The organism is Desulfoscipio gibsoniae DSM 7213 (genome assembly GCF_000233715.2).
In the GTDB taxonomy this organism is placed as follows: domain Bacteria; phylum Bacillota; class Desulfotomaculia; order Desulfotomaculales; family Desulfallaceae; genus Sporotomaculum; species Sporotomaculum gibsoniae.
In genome coordinates this window covers 2246641-2260393 of the sequence record NC_021184.1, presented here as the reverse complement: position 1 = coordinate 2260393, position 13753 = coordinate 2246641, and the positions used below count along the sequence as shown (strand labels likewise).

The window sequence follows — 13753 nt, the reverse complement described above, 5'->3', positions numbered from 1 at the left end:
TCTATTAAGCTGGGGTGAGGTAGAAAATGGCTTTGGTAAAACCGGATAAGGATAAAAAGAATAAATCCTTTGCCGAAAAAACGGGGCTGATAAGCTTAAAAATAATGCTGGCAATGATGCTTGTTGTTCTTTTGGTTGGTATAGGTGTAATTATTGGATACTTTAAATTTTTTGAAAGCGGCGGTAATCAAAATTTCTTATCCAAAGAGAAACAAGCGGAGAATATTACCTTAACCAGCACGGATCTAGGGGATATGGTGGTTAACTTATCAGGTCCGGACAATCACTATTTAAAGACAAAAATTACTATTGAATATCCGAAAGAAAAAGAATTTGAAAAACTTGTTAGCGAGGGAAAATCCCATATAATCGAAGCAACCTTGCTTACTTTACGTAATAAAACTTTGGCTGAGGTCAGCCCGCCAAATGCATCTGAAAACTTAAAAGAAGAACTAATAATTAACATTAATAACCGGTTTGATGAAAAAGTTATAAAGAATGTCATTTTTACCCAATACATAGTTCAATAGTTTAAGAGGGGGGACAAAATGCTTTCTCAAAACGATCTGGACGATTTCCTTGGTAAATTAAACAAGCGGGAAACCACAATAAAAAAAGTTAAATATCCTGAATTACAGGTACAGACCGTGCTGCCTCAAGCAAATCTATCTATAGATTATTTCCAAGATCTTACCGTAGATATATTGGCCGAACTGGGGCAAGCCCCCCTTACTGTTAAAGAAGTTTTAAACATGAAAGAGGGTATGGTTATTGAGTTGGAAAAGGCTGCCGGGGAAACTGTCAACCTCAAAGTGAACGGTCAAAGTTTTGCTCGTGGTGAGGTTATTATAATTGGGAATAACTTGGGGATCCGTGTGGACCGGATCAATAACCCCAAATATTCCACCGGTTCACATCAGGACAAGGATCGTAAAAATGGATAGGGATATTATTGCTGCGCTGGTTCGGATAATTTTTTTATTACCACTTATTTGTGGATTGGCATATCTGACTGTAAAGTTCGGCTTTAGCCGTATGAAGATGCCATTCACGCATGTTTCCAGAAGAATGCGTGCTTTAGAACAGTTATCCCTGGGTCCTAAAAGCGGGCTTACCCTGGTTCAGGTGGGAAAAAAATATTTGCTTTTTGCACACCGGGAGGGAAGCATTATCCTGGTCAAGGAAATGGATGAATTACCTGAGGAAATTGAATCTACTTTGCCGGAATGGAAATTTAGTCAGTTATTTAATAAGCAAAAGCCATAAGGCGGGACAATAACGATGCAACTTAGAAAAGGACTTATAATTATTACCCTGATATCTTTTATCGGACTTTTTTTGAACCTTATTGAACCGGCATTGGCAGCACCCTTACCGGGTGTTGATTTAAATATTCAACCTACAGAAGAGCCGATACAAGTTGTTAACAGTATAAAAATATTAATAATGTTAACCTTGCTTTCCCTGGTGCCGGCCTTTTTATTGATGATGACCAGTTTTACCCGGATCATAGTCGTCTTATCACTACTGCGCAGCGCCTTGGGTACGCAGCAAACACCTCCAAACCAGGTGATTATTGGCTTGGCTCTTTTTCTCACTGTATTTATCATGACGCCTGTGGCCGGACAAATAAATGAAGAAGCTATACAACCATACCTGGATAATCAAATATCACAACAGCAAGCCTGGGATAAAGCATATAGTCCTTTGCGATCGTTCATGCTCAAGCAAACCAGAGAAAAAGACTTGGCCTTGTTTATTAAATTATCCGGTACAGAAAAACCTGAAAATAGGCAGGATGTGTCGGCAGTTGTTTTAATACCGGCATATGTAATCAGCGAGTTGAAAACGGCCTTTCAAATAGGCTTTATGATATATATACCGTTTCTGGTTATCGATATGGTTGTGGCCAGTACCTTGATGTCCATGGGTATGTTTATGCTGCCGCCGGTAATGATTTCGTTGCCGTTTAAAATATTACTTTTTGTTATGGTAGACGGGTGGTATCTGGTGGTCAAAACGCTGGTGGAGAGTTTTTAGGGGGAGATTATATGACCGAAACTTTAATAATTGAACTGGTTAGGGAAGCTATTTTTACCGTGTGTATCGTTGCGCTGCCTCCCCTGGCTGTTTCCCTAATAGTGGGGCTGGTCATCAGTATATTCCAAGCTGCCACCCAGGTACAGGAACAGTCATTGACTTTCGTGCCCAAGATAATCGCCGTCTTTTTAACGCTTGCTGTAATGGCACCCTGGACCGCGAGGATAATGGTAAACTTTACAAGCCGCTTATACAACCGGATTCCCGATATACTCAGGTAAGGGGTAACATAAATTGCTGGATATTAACCAAGTGGCCTTATTCTTTCTTATTTTAGCCAGGCTTTCCGCTTTTTTGGTTACGGCACCCTTGTTCTCAATGTCTAATATTCCGGGAATAGTTAAGATTGGCCTGGCACTTTTAATAAGCCTGATCACTTTCCCGATTATATACCTGTCCATACCTAATTATTCCATAGACGGCTGGAATTATGTTTTTGCCCTGGTGCGGGAGGTACTGGTAGGGCTGGCTTTGGGTTTTGTCGCCAATTTGGTGCTCAGCGCGCTGATGTTTACCGGTAACCTTATTGATATGCAAATTGGTTTTTTTATGAGCCTGATTTTTGATCCGGTGGCTTCAGCCATGTCCGGCATAATCTCACGATTTATATACCTTTTAGGGTTGGCAGTACTTTTTGCCTTTGACGGCCATCATATGATTTTAGCTGCTATTGTGCGCAGTTTTGAAGTTGTGCCGTTAAACTCGGCGGTGGTTACCGGGAACGCAGCTATGCATCTAATAAAAACTTTTGCCCAGGCCATAAGTATCGGTGTGCAAATTGCAGCTCCAATTATAGCCGTTATGCTGATAATCGACGTTACGCTGGGTTTATTAGCCCGTACTGCGCCCCAAATAAATGTGTTCATGTTGGGTTTTCCCATTAAAATTATTTTTGGTTTAATTACGCTCAGTATAATGGTACCTGTATTGGTACGCATTATCTATTCCCTCTGCGGGGTTATTGAGGAGGATATCGTAATTCTATTGAAGGGAATGACCTGATGGCAGGCAATAATTCATCTCAGCAAAAAACAGAAGCGCCAACCCCGCGAAAAATACGGGAGGCACGTAAGAAAGGTCAGGTTCCCAAAAGCCGGGACTTTAGCGCAGCGGTTATTTTGTTATCTGCCCTGGCGTTAATTGCTTTTATAAAAGATTCTATAATTTCTTCCATGCAAAATCTTTTAGTTGAATATTTTAGTAACAGTTTAACAATGGATTTACCGGCAGAGAACCTACCTAATTACCTATTTGGTTTTTTAGTGCAAATGAGCCTAATTCTGTTACCTGTATTTATTATAATTGTTATAGCTGCAGTGGCGGCTAATATTATACAAACAGGTATTATGTTTGCACCGCAGGTCTTGCAGCCAAAATTAGAGCGGCTTAACCCGATAGAAGGCTTTAAAAGGATTTTTAGCCGGCGCAGCTTATTTGAGCTGGTAAAAAATTTACTGAAAATAATTATAGTGGCTACAGCAGCTTTTTTCATAGTTAAAGGTCGCTTATCGGAAATGTTGCTGATGTACTTTAAAACCCCCGCTCAATTGCTGGTTTTAATTGCCGATACTATGCTGGTAACTGCATTTGCGGGGGGTGGGGCATTCTTTGTTGTCTCCGTGTTTGACTTATTGTTTCAAAAATACGAGCACATTAAGAACCTGCGCATGTCCAAGCAGGAAGTTAAAGACGAATTTAAACAAACTGAAGGAGACCCAATGGTAAAATCCTGGCTGCGCCGCAGGCAGCGTGAATTAGTTATGAATGCTATTCGCCAGGAAGTACCCAAAGCAACAGTAGTAATTACCAACCCTACCCATGTGGCAGCGGCTGTCAAATATGATGAGCAGCAAATGGGGGCTCCGGTGCTGACAGCCAAAGGGGCGGGCGAACTTGTGCAAGTGATGAAAAAACTGGCCCGTTTAAACAACGTACCTGTAGTAGAAAATCCGCCGGTAGCCCGCGCACTATACCACAACGTGGAGTTAGGTCATGAGATACCTGTGGAACTTTACCAGGCCATCGCAGAGATAATAGCTATGGTTTACAGGTTAAAGGATAAAACAGGGTAAAATCATGGAAGTATGATCAAGGAATATTTTCTATGGAAGGGGAAATAACGTTGGCAACTTATCCCCAGCCAAACATTAGACAGCTTGTTAAAAATAATACTGATTTAGTAATTGCCGCTGCCATTTTGGGGATTGTGCTGCTGATAATAATTCCCCTGCCACCGCTGGCACTGGATATTTTTCTTACCATCAGCATTACACTGTCGCTGGTAATACTTATGATTACCATGTTTACCACTGAGCCGCTGCAATTTTCAATTTTCCCGACGTTGCTTTTGGTGACAACTTTATACCGCCTATCCCTAAACATTTCTTCAACCCGGTTAATTTTAGGTGAGGCTGAGGCCGGTAAAATTATAAATGGTTTCGGACAGTTTGTAATTGGTGGCGATTACGTGGTGGGGGCCATTGTATTTATCATCATTACTGTAATTCAGTTCGTTGTTATTACCAGTGGTGCCGGAAGGGTTTCTGAGGTGGGGGCCCGGTTTACTCTTGACGCTATGCCGGGCAAGCAGATGAGTATTGACGCTGATTTTAACAGCGGCCTGATCGGTGAAGACGAGGCCCGCGAACGCCGTCGCAAATTGCAGCGGGAAGCTGATTTTTTCGGAGCTATGGACGGTGCCAGTAAATTTGTACGTGGTGATGCCATAGCCGGTATCGTGATAATTATTATTAATATTATTGGCGGTATTACCATAGGTGTACTGCAAAAAGGTATGGATGTGATGACTTCCATACAGACATATACTATTTTAACCATTGGTGACGGCCTGGTTTCCCAGATACCGGCTTTGTTAATTTCAACTTCGTCAGGTATACTTGTCACTCGGGCCTCCTCAGATGCCAGTTTTGGCGCAGATCTGGCCCAGCAGTTTTTAAACTTTCCCAAAATATTGTTTGTTGTAGCTGGGGTTTTATTTGTCATCGGTCTTATTCCTGCTATGCCCGGCATAGTATTCTTAACACTAGCAGGTGCTTTGGGTTTTTGGGGCTATACACTGCTGAACGACAAAAAGAAGCAGGAGGTTTATATACAGCAAGAAGATGCCCGGAGACAGGTACAGGAACCCCACGAGCCCGAAAACGTATTACATTATATGGAAACCGATCCGCTGCAGATTCAGATCGGCTATAATCTGATACCTTTGACGGATGAAAGATCCGGCGGTAACCTGCTGCAACGTCTGGCTTCCGTGCGCCGGCAGTGTGCCGTGGAAATGGGTATTTATGTACGGCCCATTCGCATTAGGGACAACCTTCAGCAGCCGCCGAACCAGTATACTTTTATTATCCGCGGCGAAGAAATTGAAAGCGGTGAGCTAATGCCTGATCACTTTTTAGCGCTGAATCCTACAGGACAGGAAATTAACATTCACGGCATACCTACCACTGAGCCTACATTTGGGCTGCCGGCCTGGTGGGTTACCCAGGATCAGCAAGACCGGGTGGAAATGTCCGGTTTGACGGTGGTCGACTGTCCTACTGTATTAGTTACTCATTTAACGGAATTTATTAAAAAACATGCCCATGAATTACTGGGACGTCAGGATGTAAAAGAACTGATTGATGTAGTTAAAGAAAAAAATCCGGCGGTAGTTGAAGAACTCTTTCCCGACCTTATGTCGATAGGTGAAATACAAAAAGTGTTGCAGAATTTGCTGCTGGAAAATGTACCGGTTAAAGATATCATTACCATCCTTGAAGCATTGGGTGACGGAGCCCGTGTCAATAAAGATTTAGACTTTTTAATAGAAAAAGTTCGCCATTCATTAGCGCGCAGTATTTGCCGCAGTTTACTTAATAACGAAAATAAATTACAGGTAATTACATTGCACCCCAATGTGGAAAAAATGCTGTCGGATTCTATACAGCCCACCCAGCTGGGATCTTATCCTGTACTGGAACCGGGATTGGCCAGACAATTATTAAACAGTATTTTAAAAACAGTGGAAAAAGCAATGGGCCGGGGATATGCACCGGTGTTGCTTTGCTCAGCGCGCTTACGCTTGCCACTTAAAAGGTTTATAGTTAGGCAGATGCCGGCTACCGCTGTAATATCTGTAAACGAAGTTATTACTGATATAGAAATTGAAGCTGTGGGGACGGTGGTTATTAATGAAAATTAAAAAATTTGTGGCCCCGGATATGCAATTGGCGATGCAACAAATCCGCCAGGAACTGGGGGAAGACGCGGTTATAGTTAGCACTATCAAAGAACCCATCAGGAATATTAGACATCTTTTGGGTCATCGGAATGTCGAGATAACAGCCGCAGTAGACGATGTAATACAGAATAAGCCCGGGGACACTATAATAGAAGCTTCGCAACGTTATTTAAGTACAGATGCCAACAATGATTATGAGCAACAAGTACAAATAGAATATGGAATAGCTAAAAGAACAGTTAACAATAAATTGCCTGCGCAAATAATACCGGGTAGATTAATTCCTTCTAAGCTACCGGAGCCGATCTTGGCAATTGCCAACCAGGAAGATAACGAGTGGTTTAAAGTTATGTTGCAGCAAGAAATGGATAAAGGAGGTAACGGTATGGAGAACAGTATGGAGAATGGTATGGTTGATAAATGGAAAAAAATATTTCGCTATATGGAAGTCGATGATACATTAATCAATAATATTTTTAATGATTTGGCTAAAAACAGTATTAATGATAATGCCTTAGATGAAGATATTTTTAAAATACATATCAAAAATAAAATAGTGGATCTACTTAAACCCGCTTATAATGAACATAAGTCAGCCCGGATTTATACTTTTATTGGACCTTCGGGGGTAGGGAAGACGCTTACCTTGGCCAAACTGGCTACCAGGTTAAAAGTGGTAGAGAAAAAAGAAATAGGGCTGATTAGTATATTTAATCACCGTTTTGGCGTCATAAATAAATTGAGCATTTTTGGTGAAATTATAGATTGTCCTGTTGATATAGTGACAAGTCCCACTGAGCTTATTAAGGCAATTGAGGCACACCGCAACAAAACAGCAGTTTTTATTGATACTGAGGGCAGACCGTCCAAGAACCGCAGTCAAGTGCTGGAGTTACAGTCCTTTTTAGGAGCAGTGGGTGAACAACAAAATATTTGTCTTGTTTTAGGCACCCCCACCAAAAACCGGGACTTAATAAGAATTGCCAACGATTTTTTGCCCACCGGTTTCAATAAAATAATCATGACTAAATTAGATGAAACGGATACATACGGTTCCATGCTCAATCTTATCAGTAATACCGGCGTACCTATAGTTTATATTGCTAATGGCTCAAATGTGCCGGATGATATTGAACAGATAACTCCCAAACGTTTGGCTGAAATATTACTTGGGGGCGCGGAAACAGATGAGGATTATTAAACGTATCTTTACTAAAGAAGATACAAAAGAAGTTTCTTCCGCCCAAAGAGCGGTACCGGTCTGGGGCCCCCGGATTATCACTATTACCAGCGGAAAAGGTGGTGTAGGAAAAACCAATTTAGCGGTTAATTTGGCTATCGCTTTGTTACAGCTCGAACAGCGGGTGATCATATTTGATGCCGACCTGGGAATGGCTAATGTGGATGTACTGCTTGGCGTAACTCCACAGTTAACCCTATATGACCACCTGTACAAGAATGTACCAATCGAAAATATTTTATTACCGGGACCCGGTGGGCTTAAAATTATTGCCGGCGGATCAGGGTTTATGGAGTTGGCCAATCTTTCCAATACCCAACGTTTCTGGCTGATGGAAAATATAGATAAGCTCAACAAACTGGCTGATTTTATATTAATTGATACCGGCGCGGGTATTTCTAAGGATGTTTTAGCTTTTTGTGCTGCTGCAAACGAGGTGGTTATAGTTATTACTCCTGAACCCACGTCATTAACTGATGCTTACGGGCTAATTAAAGTGTTGGATAAGTTTAAATTACATCGTGAAATTCACCTTATCGTCAACCAGGCTCGTAGTCATAATGAATCTGCGGGAGCGGTTAATCGGTTAAAGGATGTGGCAGCTAAATATCTATTTATCAAAATTAATTTTTTAGGCGATATAGTATATGATCAATCAGTATGTAGAGCAGTTAAAAGCCTACAACCATTTTTACTACATAACCCTAATGCCAAAGCAAGCGCTGCAGTTAAAAAAATTGCCTATACCATGCTTTATAAAAAAGAACCTGAAGTAATTGAAGATAGAGGAATGCGTAGCTTTATAAATAAAATGACTAGGTTATTCAGGTAATAAGGAGGACTTATTTTGCCTGAAGAGTTAAAACTTCATATTAACCAAAAAATACAGGTGGCAAAAGAGAATAATGATATATGGTTTAATTCCATAATTCAAGACACCGGTATGGAAACTATCAGTATAGCTATACCCTATAATAAAGAAAGACCTTTGGTATTGTATCAAAATGAAATTATACGAGTTCGAGTCGTTGCCAAAAACGCCAGTTTTATGTTTAGCACTCAAGTAATCGGATTGGTGATGGATAAAATCAAATTATACCAGTTGGCTTATCCTAAAGAGATAATAAGGATTCAGCAGCGAAAACATTTTCGTCTTCAAGTAATTAGTATGGATGTGGAATACGCTTGCCAAGAAGATAAAAGTAAATATAACAAAGGAACGGTAATCGACATAAGTGGCGGCGGTATGAAATTGGCAGTGTCCAAAAAAATTCGCAAGCATGAACGTTTATTATTAAAGTTTAATCTGCCGCTGCAAAACAAACCAGAATTAATACAGGTCAAAGCCATTGTTGTTCGTAGTGAGAAAGCTGAACCAGACAGGGAGATATATCATTTGGGATTAAAATATGAGAACATAACATATAAGGAGCAAGATTTAATTGTTCGCTATATCTTTGAAAGAATGGCTCAGCAAAAGCGCCTGTGTTAAACGGGGTGAAAAAATGGGCGACTCAATAACTTGGGAACATTATAACCTAACAAAATCCTCTTCTCTAAAAGAACAGTTAGTATTAGAACATCTTAATCTGGTTAAGTACCTGGCCGGTCGTCTAGCGGTTAATACACCATCGGGTATGGACCGGGAGGATCTAGAGGGCTATGGTGTTATAGGACTGCTGGATGCCATTGAAAAATATAACAGTAAGCTAGGTACTAAATTTGCAAACTACGCTTATACCAGAATACGGGGGGCAATGCTGGATGAGATTCGCAAGCAAAACTGGGTACCTCGCAGCAAATGGCAACAATTCGACAAGTTAAACAAGGCTAAGGATAGGTTGTTGCAAAAGGGAAATTCCGTAAATGAAAAAGAATTGGCTCAAGAAATGGGCATAGATAGTGCTCAATTAAGGCAGCTAGCAGCAGAATATAGTAATGCATTCTCTATACCTCTAGATAACAACAATGGACAAGGCATTGAGATTACACTGGCGGAATCTATATGTAATCAAAAGAGCCCGGATCCGCTGGAATTTATCACAGAGCAAACTGAGAAAGAAATACTGGTAGCTGCAATTAAAGAATTATCGGAAAGAGATAGGCTTATATTGGCTCTTTATTATCAAGAGGAACTTACTTTAAAGGAAATCGGCAGTATCCTTGAAGTTACAGAATCCCGAGTTTGCCAATTGCACTCTAAGGCAATTCAAAGGTTAAGAGAACGTCTCACCAATCTTCTGTAGATGAATGTATTTGTAAGAAAGGGGCTTTTCATGATCAGGGGGATATATGACACCGTAGCAGGTATGAATGTGCAAATTTCTAGAACTGAAAATGCTTCCTACAATTTAAGCAATGCCAATTTACCCGGTTTTAAAAAAGATCTTATAATAGTTAAGCCATTTCAAGAGCTTGTACAATTAAGTGTCGGGCAGCTAAACAACACAAACTTATTACCAAATAGGAGTGTATTGGGAGAAACCAATAACGGGGCCAAAGTTGAACAAGTATATATAGACTTGTCTAATGGACAAACAAGTATAACAGGTAACAATACTGATTTTGCTTTACAAGGACCGGGTTTTTTTACCTTAATGGATCCAGATAATGAAGAAAATATTTATTACACACGTAACGGAAGTTTTAGTATCGACCCTGATGGATATTTGGTAAATGATATGGGTCTGCGAGTCATGGGTAATGATGGTGCTATTACAGTTAATAATGTAGATAGCTTTTGGGTCGACAATAAAGGAAATGTAATGGAAGAAGATGTAGTAGTAAATACTTTTGAGATTGTAACATTTGATAATACAGATGATTTAGACAGATTTGGAAGTAATTTTCTCTTACCTCAAAATCAGGAACCTATACCAGTAGAAGAACCAATTGTAATTCAAAGTTGTTTAGAAAATGCAAATGTTGAACCTGTAAAGGAAACTGTAGAACTGATCAGTGCCACCCGCGCCTATGAAACCGGACAAAAGATTATACAATCTCAAGATAGTATGTTAGATATAGCCATAAATAAAGTTGGGTTATTAAGGTAGAGCAGGGGGAAGCATTTTGTTTAATTCACTTAATACTGAAGGATCTAATTTATCAGCTAAGATTCAAAAGCTTGATGTTGTCGCTAATAATATTGCCAACCTTAACACTACAGGGTTTAAAAGGCAATCTGTCAACTTTGTAGAGCTGTTGGAAAAAAGTCTGGTACAAAGTGAACAACAAGATAATAATGAAAATAAGGCTTCTGGTGTACATGGAGGTGGTGTCGCTGTTACCAAACGCCACTTTAATCAGGGATTATTGAAATATACCGGACGGCCACTTGATCTGGCTATTGAAGGAAAGGGATTTTTTCAGATAACCGATAATGACGGTAAAATTTATTATACTAGGGACGGTAGTTTTCATGTGGACGCTGATGGTAGGATATCAAATAGCCAGGGGTATAAGTTAATAGACGAAGAATTGCCCGATAATTATAGTGATTTGGCTATTAATGATACAGGTGAAATTTCCTGTAAAGATGAAAACGGAGATTTACAAGTAGTAGGACAAATAGAACTTGCGGTCTTTAAGAGCCCGTCTCAGGAGCTTAATGCATTAGGTGATAGTTTATTTATACCTCATGATGAAAACAATACACCTGATAGTGTGATTCCGGGTAAGGAAACGGGTTTTATTAGACAGGGTAATCTTGAAACTTCAAACGTAGATTTGGTAATGGAAATGAAGTTATTAATTGAAACGCAGCGATCTATTCAATTTAATGGAAAGACAATAACAACTGTTGATCAAATGTGGAATATCACAAACAACCTACAAAAATAAATAAATATAGGTGAGGCAATGCAATTAACCAAAAATGTTAATGATCTTCACGTTGGCATTGGTGAGTATAAGATTTCTAGGAGTCCGGGGCGTCTTGTTACTTTGGGGTTAGGGTCTTGCGTGGGAGTTAGTTTGTGGGATCCAAAAAATAAATTAGGTGGCCTACTACACGTAATGCTGCCAAACAGTAAAGATTTCAACAGAATAAATAAATACGAGAAATATGCTGATTTGGGCATACCACTTTTGATTAAAGATATGGTTAAGCAAGGTACCAGTAAGAACATGCTACAAGCCAAACTTATAGGGGGGGCCCAGATGTTTACCGGTGTTAATCAAAAGCAAATATTTAATATTGGTGAACGAAATGTTGAGATGTCGCGTAAAATATTAAAAGAAATGTCTATACGAATTATTGGTGAAGATGTAGGGGGAAATAAAGGCCGGACCATGTACCTGGATCTCGTAACGGGAGAAGTACTGGTGAAAACGCTCGGAAAAAATATAAAGGTGATTTAAATGCATATTAATGATTTTAAAACCAGAGTCATGGCCACATTCCGTTTGGATTTACATAGTTATAAGGAAAAACAGTTACAGCGCCGCCTTGATTCTTATCTTAATAGATTAAAATTAAAAAATTATGAAGAACTATTTAATCAACTTACCAAAGAAAAGGATTGCTACGAAAAGTTTTTGGACTTTTTAACTATTAATGTTTCAGAATTCTTCAGAGATCCACAGAGGTTTGTTGAATTAAAAGAAAAATACCTTCCGCAATTATTCAAAGGACGTCATCCGGTAAAAATATGGAGTGCCGCCTGCTCTAATGGATCGGAACCTTATTCGATTGCTATTATTTTAGAAGAGTTAGGGCTGTCTTCAAGGAGCAGCATCCATGCAACTGATATAGATAGAACAATATTAAATAAAGCAATGGAAGCCAGGTATGGACATGATAGTCTTAAAAATGTCAGTGAGGAAAGGATCAATCGTTTTTTTATCAAGCAAGGTGATTTATATTTATTAAAAGATACTATTAAAAAAAAGGTCTTCTACCGTTATCATAACCTTTTAAATAATGACTATCAGAAAAGCTATGATCTTATTGTTTGCCGTAATGTTACTATATATTTTACCAGGGAAGCACAAGATGAGATACATAAGAAATTTAATAAATCTTTAAATCCCGGAGGGGTGCTATTTATTGGCGGAAGTGAAATGTTATTTAATTACCGGGAATTAGGTTTTGAAAAATTATCTCCGTGTTTTTATAGAAAACTAAACTTCTAGCCGTGTGGGATGAAGGGGTTGATATCATGTTTGAATCCAACAAATTAACGGAACTACAAATTGATGCGCTGCGGGAGATAGGTAACATTGGTTTAGGGCATGCCGCAACTTCACTGTCGGAGATGTTGGAAAGAAAAATTGGCATGGACGTTCCACATGCGGATTTTATTAGCATGGAAGAAGTAATAAATATTCTTGGGGGATATGAGGAACTGGTCTCCTGTGTCAGCTTAAAGCTGGATGGTGATATCAATGGTATTGTATTTTATATTTTTAACAAATCTAGTACGTATAAATTGGTAGACATGCTGATGGGGTTCGAAGACGGAACTACAAACGGACTGGATGATATGGCCACTTCTACAATTAATGAAATAGGTAATATTTTAACGGGATCATTTATATCTGCAATTAGCAATTTTACTAATTTAAAGATCATACCATCTACGCCGATTTTTGCCTTTGACATGCTGGCGGCTATATTTACGACATTAATAACCACCAGCGGTCAACCAGAGGGAGATAATGTTTTAACTATTAAAACCGAGATGTATCGAGATGATCGTAAAATAAATGGCTTTTTTTTCTTAATGCCTGATCCGGAGTCATTTAATAAACTATTTATTGCTTTAGGTATAGAAGATTAATACAGTGGGGGGAAAATAATGTCAATAAGAATTCTTATAGTTGATGATGCAACTTTTATGCGTATGATGATCAAAAATATTGTTACCAAATTGGGTTACGAAGTAGTGGGGGAGGCAGAAAACGGTAAACAGGCTGCAGAGTTATACTCTGAGCTTAAACCGGATCTGGTAACTATGGATATAACTATGCCGGAAATGGATGGTATTGAAGGAGTCAAGGCAATTAAAAGAATAGATCCCAATGCTAAAATTGTTATGTGCAGTGCTATGGGTCAGCAATCTATGGTTATGGAGGCTATTCAATCCGGGGCTATGGATTTTATTGTCAAACCATTTAAACAAGATAGGATTGCTCAAGCTATTGAAAGAGTTATGAATAGATAAATAATT

The 13753-nt window shown here is 39.3% G+C and carries 18 protein-coding genes; all 18 read left to right on the top strand.

Going from position 1 to position 13753, the window contains the following annotated elements; translation table 11 throughout:
- Window positions 1-26: 26 nt before the first annotated feature.
- Genes DESGI_RS10570 through DESGI_RS10485 form a run of 18 tightly spaced genes read left to right on the top strand, consistent with a single transcriptional unit; the run spans window position 27 to window position 13747 of the window.
- Window positions 27-530 carry a flagellar basal body-associated FliL family protein gene (locus DESGI_RS10570; RefSeq protein WP_006522080.1) on the top strand — a complete coding sequence of 168 codons (504 nt, stop codon included), beginning with the start codon at window positions 27-29 and terminating at the stop codon, window positions 528-530.
- Window positions 531-548: 18 nt separating this feature from the next.
- A complete protein-coding gene (locus DESGI_RS10565; RefSeq protein WP_006522079.1) occupies window positions 549-944 on the top strand; it encodes a FliM/FliN family flagellar motor switch protein in 396 nt (131 codons plus the stop codon).
- On the top strand, window positions 937-1266 hold the full coding sequence (fliO, locus tag DESGI_RS10560; RefSeq protein WP_006522078.1) for a flagellar biosynthetic protein FliO: 330 nt from the start codon (window positions 937-939) through the stop codon (window positions 1264-1266). Before DESGI_RS10565 ends, fliO begins: the two co-directional genes overlap by 8 nt.
- A gap of 15 nt (window positions 1267-1281) precedes the next feature.
- Window positions 1282-2040 (top strand): flagellar type III secretion system pore protein FliP, encoded by a 759-nt coding sequence (gene fliP, locus DESGI_RS10555; protein WP_006522077.1) that lies wholly within the window; start codon window positions 1282-1284, stop codon window positions 2038-2040.
- A gap of 11 nt (window positions 2041-2051) precedes the next feature.
- The gene (gene fliQ, locus DESGI_RS10550) at window positions 2052-2321 is read left to right on the top strand and encodes a flagellar biosynthesis protein FliQ (RefSeq protein ID WP_006522076.1); all 270 of its coding nucleotides are present in this window, start codon (window positions 2052-2054) and stop codon (window positions 2319-2321) included.
- Between the two features lie 13 nt (window positions 2322-2334).
- Entirely contained in the window at window positions 2335-3102 is a 768-nt protein-coding gene (gene fliR, locus DESGI_RS10545) for a flagellar biosynthetic protein FliR (RefSeq protein ID WP_006522075.1), read from the top strand.
- The gene (flhB, locus tag DESGI_RS10540) at window positions 3102-4172 is read left to right on the top strand and encodes a flagellar biosynthesis protein FlhB (RefSeq protein WP_006522074.1); all 1071 of its coding nucleotides are present in this window, start codon (window positions 3102-3104) and stop codon (window positions 4170-4172) included. The genes fliR and flhB overlap by 1 nt, the downstream gene beginning before the upstream one ends.
- Window positions 4173-4204: 32 nt before the next feature.
- Complete coding sequence (gene flhA / locus DESGI_RS10535; RefSeq protein WP_006522073.1) at window positions 4205-6304, top strand: flagellar biosynthesis protein FlhA; 2100 nt, start codon at window positions 4205-4207, stop codon at window positions 6302-6304.
- Complete coding sequence (locus tag DESGI_RS10530; protein WP_006522072.1) at window positions 6294-7544, top strand: flagellar biosynthesis protein FlhF; 1251 nt, start codon at window positions 6294-6296, stop codon at window positions 7542-7544. Before flhA ends, DESGI_RS10530 begins: the two co-directional genes overlap by 11 nt.
- On the top strand, window positions 7531-8415 hold the full coding sequence (locus tag DESGI_RS10525) for a MinD/ParA family protein (protein WP_006522071.1): 885 nt from the start codon (window positions 7531-7533) through the stop codon (window positions 8413-8415). The genes DESGI_RS10530 and DESGI_RS10525 overlap by 14 nt, the downstream gene beginning before the upstream one ends.
- 15 nt (window positions 8416-8430) lie before the next feature.
- The gene (locus tag DESGI_RS10520; RefSeq protein ID WP_006522070.1) at window positions 8431-9075 is read left to right on the top strand and encodes a flagellar brake protein; all 645 of its coding nucleotides are present in this window, start codon (window positions 8431-8433) and stop codon (window positions 9073-9075) included.
- Window positions 9026-9829, top strand: coding sequence for a sigma-70 family RNA polymerase sigma factor (locus DESGI_RS10515; RefSeq protein ID WP_006522069.1), 804 nt, complete (start codon window positions 9026-9028; stop codon window positions 9827-9829). Before DESGI_RS10520 ends, DESGI_RS10515 begins: the two co-directional genes overlap by 50 nt.
- 30 nt (window positions 9830-9859) lie before the next feature.
- A complete protein-coding gene (locus DESGI_RS10510) occupies window positions 9860-10636 on the top strand; it encodes a flagellar hook-basal body protein (protein ID WP_006522068.1) in 777 nt (258 codons plus the stop codon).
- 16 nt (window positions 10637-10652) lie between these two features.
- Window positions 10653-11423, top strand: a complete 771-nt coding sequence (locus DESGI_RS10505; RefSeq protein ID WP_006522067.1) for a flagellar hook-basal body protein — start codon at window positions 10653-10655, stop codon at window positions 11421-11423.
- Between the two features lie 18 nt (window positions 11424-11441).
- Window positions 11442-11942 carry a chemotaxis protein CheD gene (locus DESGI_RS10500; protein WP_006522066.1) on the top strand — a complete coding sequence of 167 codons (501 nt, stop codon included), beginning with the start codon at window positions 11442-11444 and terminating at the stop codon, window positions 11940-11942.
- Window positions 11943-12716 (top strand): CheR family methyltransferase, encoded by a 774-nt coding sequence (locus DESGI_RS10495; protein ID WP_006522065.1) that lies wholly within the window; start codon window positions 11943-11945, stop codon window positions 12714-12716. It abuts the gene before it with no gap.
- 26 nt (window positions 12717-12742) lie between these two features.
- Window positions 12743-13363, top strand: a complete 621-nt coding sequence (locus DESGI_RS10490; protein WP_006522064.1) for a chemotaxis protein CheC — start codon at window positions 12743-12745, stop codon at window positions 13361-13363.
- An 18-nt stretch (window positions 13364-13381) separates the two neighbouring features.
- Window positions 13382-13747: a response regulator gene (locus DESGI_RS10485; RefSeq protein WP_006522063.1), complete on the top strand. Its 366-nt coding sequence runs from the start codon at window positions 13382-13384 to the stop codon at window positions 13745-13747.
- Window positions 13748-13753: the final 6 nt, after the last annotated feature.